The following is a 17,333-nucleotide window of genomic DNA, read 5'->3' as shown; positions in this document are numbered from 1 at the left end:
CTTCACTTTTGGTAAAAAGCTGGGCTACTGCCAGACATCAAAACGGGTAAGCGATCGGCCCAACTGAAAATCAAGCTTCTGAGACAGTGCTTGCGCTTGCTGCTTTAATCCGCTGGCACTGATCTCTCGTTTTGCCTTGCCAGCAATTACCACCCAGTTTGCGCTACCGGTTAAACAGGCTCTAACTTCAACAAAATGCAGCTCAAGATAGGCTAATAGCTCTCGGTTTTTGCTGTGTTCTTTCCAGCAATTCAACACCAGATAACCATCGGCTTTTATTAACGCTGCACATTGGGCGATAAATGCTTCTGATACCTGCGCCGCATCAACACCTTCGGCGCTATAGATATCGGTAAAAATAATATCAACTCGTTTGTGGTCGCCAAGCGTTAAAAACTGAGTCGCATCTTGATTGATCAGCTTTAGCTTTTTGCTAAGGGGTAACTGAAAATAGCGCTTGGCAATTTCAATCACATCAGCTCGAAGCTCGACGGCAGTCAGCTTAATTCCAGCATCGAAATGACGCAGAGCATGAATAAGTCCGCCTCCGCCTAACCCCAGTACAATGGCACTTTTAGGTTGGCTATAGAGCAATACCAGTAACATCGCTTGCACATAAGTGTGCTGCGGAATATGCGGCGCTGCTTTGAGTAATTTACTTTGCTCATCGTTTTCTGCAAACGCTAGAATCCTCGCCTCTTTATCGTCTAGAACAATAAGTGGGCCATATTCATCTTCGGTTTGATGTAATACTTGGTAATCAGACATGGGTTCTCCAGTAATCGGAGCGCTATTATGCGTTAAATTAAGCGCCAATAGAATGCCCGTTACCTGCCACGGCTAACCCACACTGCACCAACATTAAGCCCACCAATTAAACACAACTACGCAAGCGTTAAAGCATCCAGCCATAGCAATCATCAACGTCATCAATCTAGCTAACAGTTAAAACCAATAACTAACACTGAAACGCGACCAAGATCTCATTTCATTTTGCACTAATGCATACAATCAGCCCCCTGCTTAAATGACTTGAATCTATAAATGAAAAAGAAAATATCAGCGCTTGCATTAACCGTATTACTCACCAGTCAACTAAGTGGTTGTATGGGACAGATGGGGCTCAGTGCAATGGTGACCAAGGGTAACTTAAGCGCGGTAGACAACCGTTACGGCCGTGCGGGTCTCTTCGTATTAATGAGCCCAATTTACGGCATTGCCGCCACAGCAGATCTATTTATCATTAATAGCGTCGAGTTCTGGACTGGCACTAACCCGGTAACCGGAAAATCACCTGCAGTGGTCGATATGCCAGTGGAAGCCATCTTTAAGGTAAACCAGCATTTAGACGATGACTTAACTAAAGCGCCTCTAACCGATGTAAAGCTGACTAGAGCGACCTTAGAAGCAAAAGATGAAAACACGCTATTGATGGTACTAACCTATGAAGATGGCAGCCAACAGCTGATGTCTGGTATCAAGCAAGATAAGCATGTCGACTTTTATTTAGATGACAGCTTTATCGCACGAGTAGATTTAGATGAACTGGTAAATTACCAGCGAGGCTAATGACTGCTGCTTAAGTCGAAAAGATAAAAAAGGGTGAACTGTGTTCGCCCTTTCTTTCCTAAAATACCCAAAAGCCTATTTCAAGGTTCGTTGAAAAAACGCCACCGCTTTTAGGTACATTTGCAACGCAATAGCAGCGTCATATCGCTCACCTTCATCACGCATAAATGCGTGCTGCGCATTAACCTCTAGCCAACTAAAGTTGCACTCAGTCGCTTCAAGCTTAGCGTAAATAAGCTTGCGCCCTTCACTGGATACATGTGGATCTTGTTTACCAAAAATCATCACTAACTCTGCCGCAATATCTGCGGTACGCGATAGTGAATCGTTGCCTTTTTGACAAGGCAATGTATTGGAATGGATATCGGTTGGGTATAAACAGAATGCTCCCTGAATGTCAGGGTTTAATCCCGCTCGGTAAGCCAAGTGGCCGCCAATACAAACCCCCATACTGCCGACATGACTGCTACAAAAGCTGAGACTTCGGGCAAAATCGACTAAGGCTTCGGTGTCACTGTCGTGATGCTCTAACGATTTTGCAAATTTATCAGCATTACCTTTATCTTTACCAGCATCATCGTAAGCCAGCACCGTGCCCAGTGGGTTTAACTCATGAAACACCTCTGGCACCAGCACCACAAAACCATGGGCTGCAAGTATGGCAGCTGCACGTGCAATAGGCGCTGTTTGCTGAAAAATTTCAGAGTAGAAGATAATCGTTGCAAACTGACCTTCACAATCAGGGCGATAGAGGTAAGTTCGCATCGTACCTGTGGCAGTCGCAATATCATGGGTTTCCTGGGTGATGATCATCGGCTTTCTTTCCTTAGATTCAGTCGTAGACGCTGATTATTTAAACCTAGCAAGATATTACGTCAAGTAACCAGCATGTTTCAGTTATACATCAGGCTCTAGCCTAAAACAGCTAGCGTTTTTTAGCCACAAAAAAGCAGAACCGACTTTATTGCTAGCAATAAAAAAGAGGATTCTGCTTTATGGTCAATGCGCGAACGTTTAAAACAGTTCGTTAGGACACTTCTCACCCGCTAATAGCTGCTTAACATTATTTAGCGTCGTTTCAGCGATGGCCCCTAGCGCTTCTTCCGTTAAGAAAGCTTGATGACCAGTAAAGATTACGTTGTGGCAGGCCGATAAACGCCTAAACACATCATCTTGAATAATTTCACTCGATTTATCTTCGAAGAACAACTCTTTTTCATTCTCATAAACATCAAGCCCTAGTGAACCTAACTGGCCAGTTTTAAGGGCTTCCATCGCATCGAGTGCGTTTAGTAGGCCGCCACGGCTAGTGTTAATCACCATCACACCTGGCTTCATTTTAGCAAAGCTTTTCTCACTCAGTAGGTGGTGATTATCTGCCATTAATGGGCAGTGCAAACTAATCACATCGCAGACAGGGTACATCTCATCAAGCGTCACATACTCAACGCCTAATTCAACTACGGCTTGGCTTGGAAATGGGTCATGTGCAATCACTTTACAACCAAAGCCTTGTAGGACTTTTATGGTCGCCAAACCTATTTTACCGGTGCCGATAACACCCACAGTGCGGCCGTGCATGTTAAAGCCCACTAAGCCCTCTAGTGAAAAGTTAGCATCGCGGGTACGTTGGTATGCTTTGTGGATTTTACGATTCAGAGTCAACATCAAAGCGACAGTGTGCTCGGCAACAGATTCTGGCGAATATGCCGGAACATTTACCACCTTCATACCTAATCGCTCTGCAGCTTCTAGGCCGACATTATTAAAGCCTGCACAGCGCATGGCAATAATCTTAGTGCCACCTTTAGCCAGCTCCACTAACACCTCTTCACAAAGAGAGTCATTTACAAACGCACAAATGACTTCAAAGCCCGCAGCAAGCTTTACCGTTTGCATGCACAAGCGATAGTCAAAATACTCTATGTCAGCACCGAATGCGCTATTGGTGCGATCAAAATGCTGCATATCGTAATGCTTAGCGCTAAAAAAACCGATTTTCATTGCAGAACCTTATCCAAAATAAGTAGATAATATGGAAAGCAAGTTTATGTGATATTGGTAAGTTTGTCTCGCCAGCTGGTGAATATGTTTTAGCAGCAGATAAACAAAAGCGAGCCCCTGACAGCTCGCTTACCAACTTAATCCTGTTTATTAACAGGCTGAGGAAAGTGCCTGTGGCAAACATTTAGGGATGAGGAACCAACGACCCTGATTATCCGTAGTGATTAAAGCTGGTAGCAATACGTTATCACTATATATCGTACAGTATTGCCCGCTGGTTCACATTTATCATGTCAATATTACGCCATAAAACTCCGCGGCAGCCGTGACAATATCAACCTTAGTGAGTGACCTCGATAATCAAGCTGTGATCAATCTCGGCTTACCTTTAGGGCATTTGCTGATAAGCTTTGCCTAAAGAATAAGGAGCTCGCAATCAATCATGGCTAGAAAAGCACTCACAGAGAAACAATTTTGGGTCCAACGTTTTTCCAAAACCGCATTACGTGCCATCCATATTTTGGGCATAACCGGGGCCGGCGGCGGCATTTTAATGCATGTACCCAAAGAGCAATGGCTTGTTTATTGGATAATGGCGATGAGCACAGGTGCAGCCATGATGCTTTGGGAAGTCGTTCGAGACTGGCGCTGGCTGATCCAATTAAAAGGGGTGCTCACCTTGGTAAAACTTGGGCTACTCTGCCTATTCATCCCCTTGGCCACCTATAAACCAGAACTGCTGATCACGGTTGTGTTATTGTCGGTTGTTGTCTCGCATGGGCCTGCAGGCCTCAGACACTTTTCAATTGTACATGGACGCAGAATAGATGGCAGAAAAGAAGTTAAAGGCTAAAACCGCAGCGTTAATTAGCCAATCTACGGAACTCAAAGGCTTGGTTTCAGCAAGTAGTCACGTGCTGGACTTAGCCTGTGGCACCGGTCGAAATGGCAATTGGTTTGCAGAGCAAGGCTGCCAAGTTACCTATTTGGATCGCGATTTAAGTCGACTTGAGCAGAGTGATGACAGCGCTAATATCTCATTATTAGAGTGGGATCTCGAAACTAACGATGCGCCCACACTCCCCGTTAACCGCTATGATGTGATTGTGGTGTTTAACTACTTACACCGGCCGCTCTTCTCGCAGATAATTGATGCTATAAAGCCCGGCGGTTTAATCATCTACGAAACATTTACCACAGAGCAAGCCACCATAGGTCGACCGCGTAATCCAAACTTCTTACTCAAAGCGGGCGAATTAAAAGCTTTATTTGCTAACTGGCGCTGGCTACATTACTCTGAGGGTCTAATGGGTGAATTAGCAAATGCAAGTTACAAAGCACAGATAATCGCGCAAAAACCAATGTAAACAGCAGCTAAGGATGAGTAGCGAATGATATTTCCTTACCCAGAGCGGTATCGTGTTGCAGCCCCTCCGATCATTACTGGAGCCATGGTAGTCTGGGCACTGTTAAGTCGATTAATTTTTGGCGATGCCAGCACTTTTAGCCTCTACCCACTGTTAGCTCTATTTCCCCTTGTGATATTCATCCATCTGGTCCTTATTTGGGATGCCAGAAGCATGGGCCGACTCGATCAATCTTTCTATGCACTGGTGCATTGTTCACTGGCGTTTGTGGTGTGGACTTTTTGCATCATGCACGTCAACGGCCGTGGTTTTTCATAAATCGCCTACAGCCTTTAAACACCACTTTATTAATCTGTTCGAGCCCTCCAACTGAGGGTAAATCACCTTTTCGCTGGTCATTAGTCGTTAATAGACAAATTTATTCTATCAATGAAATTTGAGCATAGATATCACCCTAGACGATTGAATAATAGTGAAAGTTGTATTGTTTACTGCTAATGCCTGTTTGATGCATCAACTCATCCGGTTCGCCCCCACAGCGACAGACTTCAACTGAACTATACTCAAGCGAATATTGACTATTCAAGGTGAAGTAATATGTCGGATATTAAAGATTGGGCCTTATCGATGCATCAAATTGAAAACTGTAGCTGCAGCCATGGTTGTGGCTGTCAATTTGGTGGATTTCCAGATAGCGAGAATGGCGGTTGTGAAGCGATTTTGGGTTTTTTGATTATTGATGGACATTACGGCGATTTAGATCTGTCAGGGTTAAAAATGGTGTTTGCCGCGATGTGGCCTAAAGCGATGCATGAGGGTAACGGTAAAGGTGTGTTATTTATCGACTCTGCAGCCAATAATGACCAAATTACAGCCTTAGCGACCATTATGTCAGGTCAAGCTAATGGGATGCCATTAGAAGCCTTGGCCACCACTTTTAGTGCATTTGAAGGGCCAATTATAAAAGATATAAAAATGGATGCCTCGGATACTCATTCATGGTTTTCTATCGCAGGTGTAACCGAAGCACAGCAGCGTCCCTTAAAAAACCCAGTCTCCGGTGAAGACCAAAATGTCCACATTACCTTCCCCGATGGCGGCTTTATGTGGAATGACGGAATTATAGGAACTACCGATAAAATGTCGATGAATTATGGCGACGTTACCTTCGAGCATGTCGGTCAATTTGCTGCTAAAGCCGTTGTTAACTGGAGTAATGCCTAGTTTGTTTCAGCAATGGTTATCTCCATATGGACTCAAACGCAGCCTAGTAACGTTAACGTTACTTTTAGCCATTACCCTAAGTTGGTATTACATGCTGTTTGCAATGAGCATGAATATGGAACCGGTGCGGCAGTGGCAGCTATATGATATTGCGATGCTTTTTGTAATGTGGGCAATCATGATGGCAGGCATGATGCTGCCATCAGCCGCGCCGGTTATTTTATTAGTTGAAAAGCTCAATCAACAACGTAAACGCCGCCACAGCACCTATGTTCCTAGCTTATACTTTATGTTGGGTTACCTGCTCGCTTGGAGCTTCTATAGTGCGATAATCACCCTAGTACAATATGCGCTACATCATTTATCACTGCTTAACAGCATGATGGTCAGCGCTAATAATACCTTTACCGCGGCACTGCTTTTAATCGCTGGGATATACCAATTCACTCCATTGAAACAAGCCTGTTTAAGCCAGTGTCGCTCGCCCATTAGCTTTATTAGCAGCCAATGGCGAGAGGGTATAGATGGCGCTATCTGGATGGGCTTTAAGCATGGACAGTATTGCTTAGGTTGTTGCTGGTTTCTTATGGCATTGCTGTTTGCAACCGGAGTGATGAACCTTAAATGGATATTGTTGCTTACCTTATTGGTGATGCTGGAGAAGCTACTGCCTTTTGGCAGGTTTTCGAGTCGGGTGATTGGTTGCATATTAGTTGCGGCCGGCTTTTATTACTTGATTTAACGCTGACTTTGGTTTTACCAGCCCCATTATTCAATAACAAACCCGCTTGATCTTGTTACACAGCGCAGGAAATGATTTACGTTCATAGCGGTATCAGTTTAGCCTCTGATAAAAGCGCCATTGGCGACATCATCTTGCAGCCAGCATAGAGTGTAGGCTTTGTCCAAATACCATCGATAGTTAACCCAAAAATGATAATCTACTTGCATGAAGAACAGCCAAAGAGGTATCTTTGCGGCGCATTTTCAAAAAGGTTCTATCATGACTGATTTCGTATACTCACCGCCGACGACCCCTTGGCTCGATATTTTGCATCAAGACAAAGATATAATGGTAGTCAACAAGCCCTCAGGCCTATTATCTGTGCCTGGCCGGGCGCCTGAGCATCATGATAGTACCTATAGTCGCGTATTAGCCGAGTACCCAGACGCTAAGATTGTGCATCGGCTCGATATGGCCACCTCTGGCGTCATTGTGGTAGCACTACTGCGCAGCGCAGAATCTGAACTTAAGCGACAATTTCGAGACCGTGAAACCGCTAAAACTTACTATGCACGCGTTGCGGGCCATGTAAAAGCAGACACAGGCACCGTTAACCTGCCACTGATTTGTGACTGGCCTAATCGACCCAAACAAAAGGTCGACCATAAAATTGGCAAAGCATCACAGACACATTACGATGTTGTCAGCCGTGACAAACGTTCGACCTTGGTCAAGCTCACCCCCATCACCGGCCGCTCTCACCAACTACGGGTACATATGATGGCATTAGGCCACCCTATTTTGGGCGATAATTTTTATGCTGATCCGTTAGCGAAACGCTTAGCAGCGCGTTTATTACTACATGCCCAATCATTAACGATTACTCACCCTTATACCAAAGAGAGTATGACATTTAGTTGTGAAGCACCTTTTATGGATGCTGAGCCAGAGCAATAATTCACCATTAAAAGCATAAATCACTAGATTATCCATACAAAAATACGTAAATTACTTACAACTCCCTTAAATAATATGCGTATTTATTATGGAAACCTCATTTCAAAGAGATGCTCTCGACAATCAAATTCTTTCTGCACTTATGCAGGAAGCACGCACCCCATTTGCTGAGCTTGCTAAGCGATTTGGTGTAAGCGCTGGCACGATCCACGTTCGCGTCGAAAAAATGAAGCAAGCAGGAATAATCACCGGGGCTCAAATCACCGTCAATCCGAAAGCGCTTGGCTATGATGTCTGCTGTTTTATCGGTATTAACTTAAAAAGCGCTGGCGATTATCCCGCAGCCATATCTAAGCTAAATGCACTTGAAGAGGTAGTCGAAGCGTATTACACCACAGGGAATTACAGCGTGTTTGTCAAAGTGATGTGCCAATCCATTGATGGACTGCAGCATGTTCTCATTAACCGTATTCAATCGATTGATGAGATTCAATCTACGGAAACACTCATTAGCCTACAAAACCCGATTGTTAGAGCGGTTAAGCCTTAACGTCTGCAGACTGAATTACCACGTATATCAATATGCGTGGTAGCAATAACGTTTTTAAATCATCGAGTTGAAGTAAACGAAAGCATTGACTTGCGAGCAAACTCTATCGTTAACAAAAGACCTATCTATGAGCATTCAAATTAGGCAGTACTTTCTATTAAATTTATATAAAATATCGAAATAAAGCAGAAAAATAGCGACAATAACTATCCACCTGTAAAGCCAATGTTCCATTCTTCCATTACCAGCCCAGATTATCAGTTGTCACTTCATTGAATAGCAAACAACACAAATATACTTTTTACTAGTTCAACCCCCTGCTATAGCTAGCTTTCTGTTAGCCAACCCATAATCACGGCTCAAAAATCAGTCGAATGTATCAACAAAAACGCTAATTACGACCTTTTTTAACACATTTGTTACTAAAATAAGTCTTTTGTGTTACAAAGCCGGTGGTAGCCTGTGGATACAACAGCGCAACCATAACAAAAAACCAACAAATAAAAATAACCAAAACCCACGTAGGTCTTGGAGTTACAACAAAATTGACAAGGAAATCGTTGTGAAAACTAAACTATCAATAGCCATTTCGGCTGCGCTTATTTCATCGGCTACCTACGCGGTTGCAGCTTCTGCAAGCAATGCAACTATTAGCCAAATACCTCAAACTGTCGCACATCAGTCGCAAGTGACAACATCAAGCATCAGCGGTATGCGCGATCAATATGATGCAAAATCAGGTAAGGCTACCTTTCAGTGGGCTAAAAAAGGCCAGCAAGCACCCGCATTAGGCGCTCTAGAACAAAAGTACAAAGCTGCAACGGCTGCAGACTACTACCTAAATAAAGTTACTGGAATTTCATCTGCTAATAAAGGTGCTGCAAAAGCGGTATTGACCAGCATGCATGATAATGGTCGCGGGGCTTCAGTTGCTAAATACAGCCAAGAGATTAATGGCGTTGAAGTATTTAATCATGAAGTAAACATCATGATGGATCGTGAATTCAACCTTGTCGCCAGTTCTGGTAAATTTGCTAACGTTTCTCACTCAAACAACAGTATTACCGGTATTCAGCACAACTTTGGCGAAGCTTCTACGGCCATTAACACTGCATTCTCGGACATGGGCGGCAATTTAGTCACTCTAACAGCTGTAGATTCTGACTCTAAAAAGTATCAATCATATTTAAGCTCAAATGCATCAGGTTCCAAACAAATAGTTGGAGAACCTAGAGCTAAAAAAGTTTACTTCGATAAGAAAGGTGACCTCGTTGCAGCTCATTATGTTGAGCTAGAAGTTGCAGATTCTGAAAGTGTTGATTCTGAATTCTACAGTTTCATTATCGACGCCAATACAGAGGAAGTACTGTTCAAACACAACTTAACTTCTGAAGATTCAGCTTTTAACTACCGTGTATATGCAGATGAAACGGGTGTACCTTGGGACAGCCCACACGGCAATGTGATTCCAGCGGCAAGCGCAGAACAAGTTGACGCCACTGCATACCTTGATGCACCAATGGTGACAATGACCCATGGCCCTATCAGCACTAAAGATGCTTGGCTTGCAGCTGATGCCACTACCACTTCAGGTAATAACGTTAATGCTTATGTGGATGCTATCGCACCAGATGGATTCTCTAATGGTGACTTTGCTGCTGAAGTGACTAGTGCTAACTCGTTCGACTATAAATACAACACTGAAGAAGCAGAAAGCTCTGTCAATAACCGTAAAGCAGCAATCGTTAATCTTTTCTATATTAACAACTACTTACATGATACTTTCTACGATCATGGCTTTGATGAAGCATCAGGTAATGCACAAGCACTAAACTTTGACCGTGGTGGTGTTGAGGGCGACCCAATACGTGCAGAAGTGCAAGATAACTCCGGCTTTAATAACGCCAATATGAGCACACCTGCTGATGGTGCATCGCCACGTATGCAAATGTACCTTTGGGATAGCAAAGATGCCGTTGTTGGTGAACATTACGGTGTAACGGTAACCTCTGATGACTCTGTAGGCTTACTTCTCTCATCGCAGCGAGCTAGCTTTGGACAAGGTCAATTTGACCTTTCAGGCTCTATTGTTCGTGTCGACGATGGGTCAATTTTAACTGATGACGGTGAAGGCGGAACAATTGACGGCACTGTTAAAGATGGTTGTGAAGCAACCACCAACGGAGTCGAGATAGCAGGCAATATAGCACTAATTGATCGCGGCGCTTGTGCGTTTACCCAGAAAGTTAAGCACGCGCAGGATGCCGGTGCAATCGCGGTATTAATTGCTAATAATTCTGGTACAACTGAGCCCGCTCCAATGGGTGGCAGTGATGATACAGTGACAATCCCAAGCATGGGATTATCACTCAATGATGCTAAAGCTATCGATGCTTTACTTGATGGTGGTGAAGACGTCACTGTGTCGATGTTTAACCAAAAGCCTTACAAGGCAAGTTCTTGGGATAATGCAATTGTTGCCCATGAATGGGGACATTACATCTCTAACCGTTTAGTAGGCAACGCTTCAGGTCTATATAACCAGCAAGGTCGCTCAATGGGTGAAGGTTGGGGTGACTTCCACGCACTATTGTTAGTTTCTGAAGCAGACGATGCAATGCTTGAAGGCAACGAAATGTTCCAGAAAGCATACGCTGCAGTATCTTACGTAGGGTCTTTCTACACAGGTATTCGTAACTACCCGTATAGTACTGATATGAAAGTTAACCCACTCACCTTTGCCAATGTTGAATTAGGTAACGGTACTGGTCCAGATCAGTACGGAAACGCAGAAGTACATGATGCTGGTGAACCATGGGCAGCAATGCTTTGGGATAGCTATGTAGCCCTTATCAATGATGAGCGCCATTCTTTTGCTGAAGCGCGTAGCTTGATGATGGACTATCTCGTTACTGGTTATAAGATGACTCCAGTCGCACCAACCTATACTGAAGCTCGTGATGCAATTCTTGCTGCAGCCTATGCAAACGATGTGGCGGACTACGAATTAATCATGGCAGCGTTTGCGCGCCGCGGTATGGGTTTTGGAGCAGTATCGCCAGCTCGTCATGACAAAAAGCACACGGGTGTTGTTGAATCGTACGAAGCAACACTGGCAAAATTCATTGTTGCCGATCATGAAATCGATGCCGATTACGAAGGCATGACTGTAGGTTACTGCTCAAAAGATGGCATCGTCGATAAAGGTGAAACTGCTACCATCTCATTTACAGTCGCCAACAAAGGTAGCGAAGTATTTGAAACTATCGATGCTGTTGTTAAAGTCACCAGTGATCATAAAGTCACTTTAGCGAATGAAGGCAAAGTCAGTTTCTCTAACGTACTTCCATATAATGATGCGACGAGTACTCCGATTGAATTTACATTAGATGAAGCAAGCACTGCCGACGAAGTCACTTTCGAGTTATCTTTCCCTGATCTCGATGAAGATATCAAACCAGCTGACTATATCCTAAGTACAGCTGTAAACATGGACTTTGCAAGTAAAGATATTGAAAACAGTATGTCTACCAGCGATATGGAAGATTACTCAGGCCTAGCCGACTTCCAAGAAGTGGTGCTAAGCGGTGGAGAGCTAGCAGAAGGCACTTCGTCACTTGATTCACGCTATACAAGCTACTTCCCTGTTGGCGAGCAGTACATGTACATTAGAAACAACGGCTTTACATCTGATGTAGCCTTTGAGACTAAACCATTTACTGTTGGATATGGCGGCGATTTCAGCGTGAGCTGGTTCCAATTCTATCAAATCGAAACCGAGTATGATGGTGGCGTTGTTGAAATACGTGTCAATGGCGGCGAGTGGGCAGATGTAACAGAAATGGGGGGCGTATTTGGTGGCACAGGTTACTCTGCTGAGCTTGAAAACCTGTTACCGGGTAGAAAAGCATTTACAGGTAATTTACCTATTCCAGGAGAGACCGAATCACTTAACTTTGGCACGGCACTGAATGGCAATGAAGTTCAATTCCGCTTCCGTATTGTATCTGATAGCAACACTAACTCATTTGGTTGGATTGTCGATAACGTTACATTCAGCAATATCACTTCTAATGTGTTCCATACACAAATCGCTGGTGATACCAATGCTTGTGACAATCGCTTACCTAACGTCTCAATAAGCGCAAGCGCTTCAAGCGTTAATGAAGGTGATTCTGTTACGCTATCGTCAGTCATTGTCGATGCTAATGCAGCTGATAGCCATACATATAGCTGGGTACAAACAGCTGGCACATCAGCAACATTAACGGGAGCTGATACTCACGAAGCGACCTTTATTGCACCAACAGTCGCTAGCAGCGAAACCTTGGAGTTCAACCTAACGGTAAATGATGGTACAGACGATGTCGTATCTGAAATCAAAGTTTACGTTAAGGATGTTCCAGAAGTTGCCAAGCCAGCATCGAACTCTTCAAGCGGTGGCTCTATGGGCTGGATAGCATTGATGCTACTGCCATTTGCAGCGTTCCGTCGCCGCAAGTAAGCCTGCTATAATCGACAATTATCAAATGTATTGAGAAATGTAACAGATAACTAAAAGCCATAACGAAAGTTATGGCTTTTTTATTGCCTATCATTAGCTAACTTGAAGAGGTATTAGTATTCGTCCCTTTCTATAGGGCGGCTATAATCTATTTCAATTTCGACTGTACGTAAGCTGACATCCTGTTGTAATGATTTATACAAGACTAACAGGTCAACATTTTCGCCCATTGGTATTAGTCGGTAAGTTTCTGCCGCTATCTGCTCAATATAAAAAAGCTTCTTCTGCTCATCCACTCCAATCTCGCTTTGAACGACAAAACTACCTTTTAACACTCCGCCCTGGCTCATTTCGGGGTTGAAGACCCGAGTTCCTTTGGTTAAAAAAGTAGACTCCGCAAAAAACTTACCGCCGTTTAGCTGGAAGCTAATCGAATGACTTGCCGATATCTTATCTCTGCCTATAGCGATGGCTTCAACCTCAGCGACTTTAGTCACTTTAGCTTCCACATTCTTATTTTGAGTCGCTTTGTCAGCAGTGCAACCCGCAGCTAGCAATAACACTGCGCATAGTGGGATTAGTCGCATAATTCGCACCATCCTTTATCGATAATGTTTTATTTAAACATTAGCATAACATTAAACAGCCCTTACCTAGTGGATGATATTAAAGCTCAAACAGATTGGTCATCAACTTATAAAGCTCCGTCCCTTGATAGACTGAAGCTGAGGCAAAATGAAGAATAGGCACACAGTCTTGCTCAAGCTGCAAAGAGGTTAGTTCCTCTTTGGTCCCATAGCAGTCAAGCCTGAGAATATTGGCCAGCGGAGCGCCAGCTTTTAACGGCACTCCTGGTTGAGCTAGGTACTCAACTAGGCCGCCTTTAGGGGCGTAATATTTTTTATAGTCTTCGAGTAAACAACCAAAGCGATCCATATCAGCTGGAACCACTCTATCCATGATCACGCCACGATGACTAAAATATGCCAAAATGCCCATCGCATCCTCTAAGGCATCTTCCATATCAATACGCTCTTGGCTTGCGAGTTCCAGCGTAAAAGCGGATACCGGCACAGGCATATCTCGGTCTTGACTAGCGGCATACTCCACTAACTCCCACCAGGGACAAAATGCGGCTTCATCCATCGCGCCGCCAAAACTGTTAGGGATGATAAGGCTATAGGGGATAGAAAAGAATCGTGCCGAGCTGCGTTCGTACTCCGGACAATAGAGATGCTTACAAGACTTAGGGCCTGTATGTAGGTCAATGACAATATCAGCCTGATGGGCCAGCATTTGTAAGCTTATCGCTAATCGCTTCCCCGTGGTAACGCCCCAAGGGTTGGCTAAATGAGCCTCACAAGAGGCAAGCAGATGAGCCCTAAATGCCTCTGCCAGCTGCCCGTTATCTAGATCGCAATGTTGCTGATACCATGTTGGAATATCAAAGGAGTGTTCTAGATACTCTCGATTCCAGTTCACCCCAGTAATGGGATCAAAACGCCCGAGTGTAAACTCACCACTCTTTTGATTTATCCCCAAAGGGTTGGCAAGCGGTAGTAAGGTCACTTCACCTTGCACATCCATATTTTCCAACTGCTTCAACAACTGAAAAATAACCGCATTGCCCTGCACTTCAGCTCCGTGAACGTTGGCTTGCACGAACACTTTGGGCGCAGATGGATCTTTTGCTGCTAAATGGTACACCGGAATACTCAGCTCTTGCCCCGTCGCAAGCTCGCCAACATTGAGGCTAGATTGGGTAAATTTCATTTTGTGTACTCTATTCCCTGCTTCAACAGTGGTTTAAGATTCAAATAAGTTTTCATGCAAGGCGCGAATGACATCAGCTGCCTCAGCTTCCTCTACCAGTACGCACAGATTATGAGGGCTAGCCCCTTGGCAGATCATGCGCACGTTATGCGGCTCAAGAACCTCAAACACTCGGCGACATACACCCGCCGTTGAAGCAATTTTATTACCAATAATCGCTACCAGTGCTAAACCATCTTCAACACGAACCCGGCAATGCAGCGACAACTCTTGCAACAATGGCTCACTCAATAAACCATGACCACTTGAATCTGATCCGGTTTTATCTAGTGTTAATGCCACATTAACCTCTGAGGTAGTGATTAAATCAACACTGATTTTATGCCGTGCTAGTGTTGCAAACGTCTCGGCTAGAAACCCTTGCGCATGCAACATTTGCAAGCTGTGCAGGTTCAATAATGTTTGATCTCTTCTTACAGCTACTGCTCGATATACTGGCTCATCGGACACTTGATGACGGATCCACGTCCCTCCCTGCTCGGGCGCCCAGCTAGATCCCACAAAGACTTGAATTTTTTGCCGTACCGCGGGCAAAATAGTAGCAGGATGCAGAACCTTGGCGCCAAAAGTGGCCATCTCAGCCGCTTCATTAAAGCTGATTTCAGCAATAGGCTTAGCATTGGGTGCAAGTCTTGGATCAGTGGTGTAGATCCCTGCAACATCAGTCCAGATCTCAACCGCGGTTGCCCGCAGCGCTTCTGCTAATAGTGCTGCTGAATAATCACTGCCGCCACGCCCCAAAGTCGTGGTTGCTCCCTCTTCATCAGCCCCTATAAAACCTTGGGTAACTATTACTTGAGAACTCAACAATGGCGCTAAATGTTCTTCAGCAAGTTGAGCAATGGACTCAATTTGTGGCTCTGCACGACCATGATGACCATCGGTACGCAACACCTGGCGAACGTCAAATGCCGAGGCTGATGCACCTTTTTCTCGAAGTACCGCAGCAAAAAACAGCGATGAACACATCTCTCCCTGAGATAACAGTTCATCCATAACCGCCTTGCTACGTGTTAACACTAATCGCTCAGCTAAAACGGCGATATGGCTGAGTACCGCGTCAATTTTTGCGGCTACATCCGTTGGATTGCCTAACCTGTCGAGGATCTGATATTGAATTGAAGCGATCTGCTTAATCAGCTGTTTACTTTGCTCGCCCGTTGTTGTCGCTTGAGTTAACGCCACAAGCTTATTCGTTACGCCACTAGACGCACTAACTACCACAACTTTAGTTGCTGAGTTATTGATGATGATATCGGCACAGCGATGCATAGCGTCGTAATCGGCAACAGAGGTGCCACCAAACTTAGCAACAGTTAAACCGTGGATTACAGACATAAAGATGCCTCCACATTAAGTGGGCACAGTGTGGATAAGGTATTGTTTAAAACTGGCTTGAAAACTAACTTGAAAAAAAGCATGAATAAGCTCCGAACTAACTTCGTTCGAAGAGCCTGGTGCTAAGATATGCACCCCAGAGATGGGAAACAGCGATCGTCACCAGAAGCTCTCCACCATAATAAATAGGTGACAATCGTCAGGATTCAGCCTGAGCGACCAATACATAAGACAGTTCCAAATCGTTTTATGTATCTCGGCGTCAATCTCCATCATGAATGGTCAATGGGGTTTGGTCCCCTATCATTCATTACCTAGTTAACGCTCCTCTTCTGTACTCAATCTGTATACAAATCAAGAAAGTGAAAAGTATATAAATTACGCTACTAAGTCAAACGAATTTTATACAACTTTAGAATTACACCATATAGGGTAACTCATGCACTACATTGACCCGCGGCGAGAAAGCGCCGAGCGAGGTTTCTAGTTGTGACAATAAGCATGGGATTAACTGTAACTTATCGGCATCAACATAATAGATGGCGTTTTGATTAAACTTACGCCCCAGCTCAATGGCGGAGGCCTTGTCGGTCGATACAGCCCAGCTTTTTTCCATGTGTTTCCAATCTTGCGACGCCCCCACCATGGCGCGATAAGGCCGGCGCAATTTTAGGATCTCTTGCTGCAGTTTTCGGTCTAACAATCGATTTTGGCAAGGAGCCAGTATCTCTCCTCTTGGGTTGTGCGCAGTGATAATGGCGAATGATATTTTAGAGGACAAACACTGCGTGAACAGGAATTGCGTTTGCTGATACTTACGCCAAAGGCACTCGATTGACTGATTCATTGCTAACAAATTCTCCACTTGAAGTGATTTTATTATAGCAAAATCGTTAGGGCTGCCTAGGTGCGTGATATCGGTCACAGTAAATAAAATTCTGCATGTCTTATTTATCATGCACTTAGGTGTATTCACGTGATCTAAATCATATCTTGCAGTAAATTTGTTAACATTTCATTTGTTAACAAATGCCTAAAACGAGTACAATAGGTCTTGTTGATTGACTCACACTGAATACATGTAATGACACATCTTGTTACATATATCTGAAACAGATAGAAGAGTAATCCACACAGCTGTATCAAATGTGATCTATGTTTGATTTAACATTTATACTTCAGAAAAAAACAATAGTTAAGGAACTTATTCTACTTATTGTTTATCGAAGCTAATACAGTTCACGTTTTCCATATGTGAGATAC

At 44.1% G+C, this 17,333-nt stretch carries 16 protein-coding genes and 1 riboswitch; of the genes, 9 read left to right on the top strand and 7 right to left on the bottom strand.

The features are described from left to right. Window positions 1-24 precede the first annotated feature (24 nt). Window positions 25-768, bottom strand: coding sequence for a spermidine synthase (locus JK628_RS03845; protein ID WP_202287957.1), 744 nt, complete (start codon window positions 766-768; stop codon window positions 25-27). Between the two features lie 276 nt (window positions 769-1,044). On the opposite strand from JK628_RS03845, the gene JK628_RS03840 reads away from it, so the two are divergent. Further along, the gene (locus JK628_RS03840; protein ID WP_202287956.1) at window positions 1,045-1,569 is read left to right on the top strand and encodes a DUF3332 domain-containing protein; all 525 of its coding nucleotides are present in this window, start codon (window positions 1,045-1,047) and stop codon (window positions 1,567-1,569) included. A gap of 75 nt (window positions 1,570-1,644) precedes the next feature. On the opposite strand, the gene JK628_RS03835 is transcribed toward JK628_RS03840, so the two are convergent. Together JK628_RS03835 and JK628_RS03830 are read right to left on the bottom strand one after the other, a co-directional pair. After that, window positions 1,645-2,382 (bottom strand): dienelactone hydrolase family protein, encoded by a 738-nt coding sequence (locus JK628_RS03835; RefSeq protein WP_202287955.1) that lies wholly within the window; start codon window positions 2,380-2,382, stop codon window positions 1,645-1,647. 201 nt (window positions 2,383-2,583) lie between these two features. Further along, entirely contained in the window at window positions 2,584-3,573 is a 990-nt protein-coding gene (locus JK628_RS03830) for a 2-hydroxyacid dehydrogenase (RefSeq protein ID WP_202287954.1), read from the bottom strand. A 442-nt stretch (window positions 3,574-4,015) separates the two neighbouring features. Here JK628_RS03830 and JK628_RS03825 point away from each other — a divergent pair, with 442 nt between their 5' ends. The 8 genes from JK628_RS03825 to JK628_RS03790 all read left to right on the top strand — a co-directional run bounded on the left by JK628_RS03825 (window position 4,016) and on the right by JK628_RS03790 (window position 12,899). Beyond that, a complete protein-coding gene (locus JK628_RS03825; RefSeq protein WP_202287953.1) occupies window positions 4,016-4,426 on the top strand; it encodes a hypothetical protein in 411 nt (136 codons plus the stop codon). Beyond that, on the top strand, window positions 4,401-4,940 hold the full coding sequence (locus tag JK628_RS03820; protein ID WP_202287952.1) for a class I SAM-dependent methyltransferase: 540 nt from the start codon (window positions 4,401-4,403) through the stop codon (window positions 4,938-4,940). The genes JK628_RS03825 and JK628_RS03820 overlap by 26 nt, the downstream gene beginning before the upstream one ends. Before the next feature lie 27 nt (window positions 4,941-4,967). Beyond that, complete coding sequence (locus JK628_RS03815; RefSeq protein WP_202289702.1) at window positions 4,968-5,258, top strand: hypothetical protein; 291 nt, start codon at window positions 4,968-4,970, stop codon at window positions 5,256-5,258. Between the two features lie 279 nt (window positions 5,259-5,537). Next, window positions 5,538-6,164, top strand: coding sequence for a DUF1326 domain-containing protein (locus JK628_RS03810; protein WP_202287951.1), 627 nt, complete (start codon window positions 5,538-5,540; stop codon window positions 6,162-6,164). Next, window positions 6,157-6,906 carry a DUF2182 domain-containing protein gene (locus JK628_RS03805; RefSeq protein ID WP_202287950.1) on the top strand — a complete coding sequence of 250 codons (750 nt, stop codon included), beginning with the start codon at window positions 6,157-6,159 and terminating at the stop codon, window positions 6,904-6,906. Before JK628_RS03810 ends, JK628_RS03805 begins: the two co-directional genes overlap by 8 nt. 261 nt (window positions 6,907-7,167) lie before the next feature. Next, window positions 7,168-7,845 carry a bifunctional tRNA pseudouridine(32) synthase/23S rRNA pseudouridine(746) synthase RluA gene (gene rluA / locus JK628_RS03800; protein WP_202287949.1) on the top strand — a complete coding sequence of 226 codons (678 nt, stop codon included), beginning with the start codon at window positions 7,168-7,170 and terminating at the stop codon, window positions 7,843-7,845. An 88-nt stretch (window positions 7,846-7,933) separates the two neighbouring features. Next, on the top strand, window positions 7,934-8,395 hold the full coding sequence (gene asnC, locus JK628_RS03795; RefSeq protein ID WP_202287948.1) for a transcriptional regulator AsnC: 462 nt from the start codon (window positions 7,934-7,936) through the stop codon (window positions 8,393-8,395). A 562-nt stretch (window positions 8,396-8,957) separates the two neighbouring features. Beyond that, window positions 8,958-12,899, top strand: coding sequence for a rhombosortase-dependent M36 family metallopeptidase (locus JK628_RS03790; protein ID WP_202287947.1), 3,942 nt, complete (start codon window positions 8,958-8,960; stop codon window positions 12,897-12,899). Between the two features lie 113 nt (window positions 12,900-13,012). Here JK628_RS03790 and JK628_RS03785 read toward each other — a convergent pair whose 3' ends face one another. From JK628_RS03785 to JK628_RS03770, 4 genes are all read right to left on the bottom strand, one after another. After that, on the bottom strand, window positions 13,013-13,486 hold the full coding sequence (locus tag JK628_RS03785) for a hypothetical protein (RefSeq protein ID WP_202287946.1): 474 nt from the start codon (window positions 13,484-13,486) through the stop codon (window positions 13,013-13,015). Between the two features lie 79 nt (window positions 13,487-13,565). Further along, entirely contained in the window at window positions 13,566-14,672 is a 1,107-nt protein-coding gene (locus JK628_RS03780) for a succinylglutamate desuccinylase/aspartoacylase family protein (RefSeq protein WP_202287945.1), read from the bottom strand. A 33-nt stretch (window positions 14,673-14,705) separates the two neighbouring features. After that, window positions 14,706-16,070 (bottom strand): lysine-sensitive aspartokinase 3, encoded by a 1,365-nt coding sequence (gene lysC / locus JK628_RS03775; protein ID WP_202287944.1) that lies wholly within the window; start codon window positions 16,068-16,070, stop codon window positions 14,706-14,708. A 158-nt stretch (window positions 16,071-16,228) separates the two neighbouring features. Further along, a riboswitch (Lysine riboswitch) is annotated at window positions 16,229-16,410 on the bottom strand. Window positions 16,411-16,488: 78 nt separating this feature from the next. Then, window positions 16,489-16,917 (bottom strand): DUF3293 domain-containing protein, encoded by a 429-nt coding sequence (locus JK628_RS03770; RefSeq protein WP_202287943.1) that lies wholly within the window; start codon window positions 16,915-16,917, stop codon window positions 16,489-16,491. Window positions 16,918-17,333 lie beyond the last annotated feature (416 nt).

This window comes from Shewanella sp. KX20019 (assembly GCF_016757755.1).
Lineage (GTDB): Bacteria > Pseudomonadota > Gammaproteobacteria > Enterobacterales > Shewanellaceae > Shewanella.
Note: the sequence above shows the minus strand (reverse complement) of the source record. Positions and strands in the feature narration are given on the sequence as shown.

What these genes read in the sequence shown, in the direction of transcription:
- JK628_RS03770 (WP_202287943.1), bottom strand. Translation starts at nt 16,917, where the DNA reads ATGAATCAGTCAATCGAGTGCCTTTGGCGTAAGTATCAGCAAACGCAA.
- JK628_RS03840 (WP_202287956.1), top strand. Translation starts at nt 1,045, where the DNA reads ATGAAAAAGAAAATATCAGCGCTTGCATTAACCGTATTACTCACCAGT.
- JK628_RS03810 (WP_202287951.1), top strand. Translation starts at nt 5,538, where the DNA reads ATGTCGGATATTAAAGATTGGGCCTTATCGATGCATCAAATTGAAAAC.
- lysC (WP_202287944.1), bottom strand. Translation starts at nt 16,070, where the DNA reads ATGTCTGTAATCCACGGTTTAACTGTTGCTAAGTTTGGTGGCACCTCT.
- JK628_RS03845 (WP_202287957.1), bottom strand. Translation starts at nt 768, where the DNA reads ATGTCTGATTACCAAGTATTACATCAAACCGAAGATGAATATGGCCCA.
- asnC (WP_202287948.1), top strand. Translation starts at nt 7,934, where the DNA reads ATGGAAACCTCATTTCAAAGAGATGCTCTCGACAATCAAATTCTTTCT.
- JK628_RS03780 (WP_202287945.1), bottom strand. Translation starts at nt 14,672, where the DNA reads ATGAAATTTACCCAATCTAGCCTCAATGTTGGCGAGCTTGCGACGGGG.
- JK628_RS03830 (WP_202287954.1), bottom strand. Translation starts at nt 3,573, where the DNA reads ATGAAAATCGGTTTTTTTAGCGCTAAGCATTACGATATGCAGCATTTT.
- JK628_RS03785 (WP_202287946.1), bottom strand. Translation starts at nt 13,486, where the DNA reads ATGCGACTAATCCCACTATGCGCAGTGTTATTGCTAGCTGCGGGTTGC.
- JK628_RS03825 (WP_202287953.1), top strand. Translation starts at nt 4,016, where the DNA reads ATGGCTAGAAAAGCACTCACAGAGAAACAATTTTGGGTCCAACGTTTT.
- JK628_RS03805 (WP_202287950.1), top strand. Translation starts at nt 6,157, where the DNA reads ATGCCTAGTTTGTTTCAGCAATGGTTATCTCCATATGGACTCAAACGC.
- rluA (WP_202287949.1), top strand. Translation starts at nt 7,168, where the DNA reads ATGACTGATTTCGTATACTCACCGCCGACGACCCCTTGGCTCGATATT.
- JK628_RS03835 (WP_202287955.1), bottom strand. Translation starts at nt 2,382, where the DNA reads ATGATCATCACCCAGGAAACCCATGATATTGCGACTGCCACAGGTACG.
- JK628_RS03820 (WP_202287952.1), top strand. Translation starts at nt 4,401, where the DNA reads ATGGCAGAAAAGAAGTTAAAGGCTAAAACCGCAGCGTTAATTAGCCAA.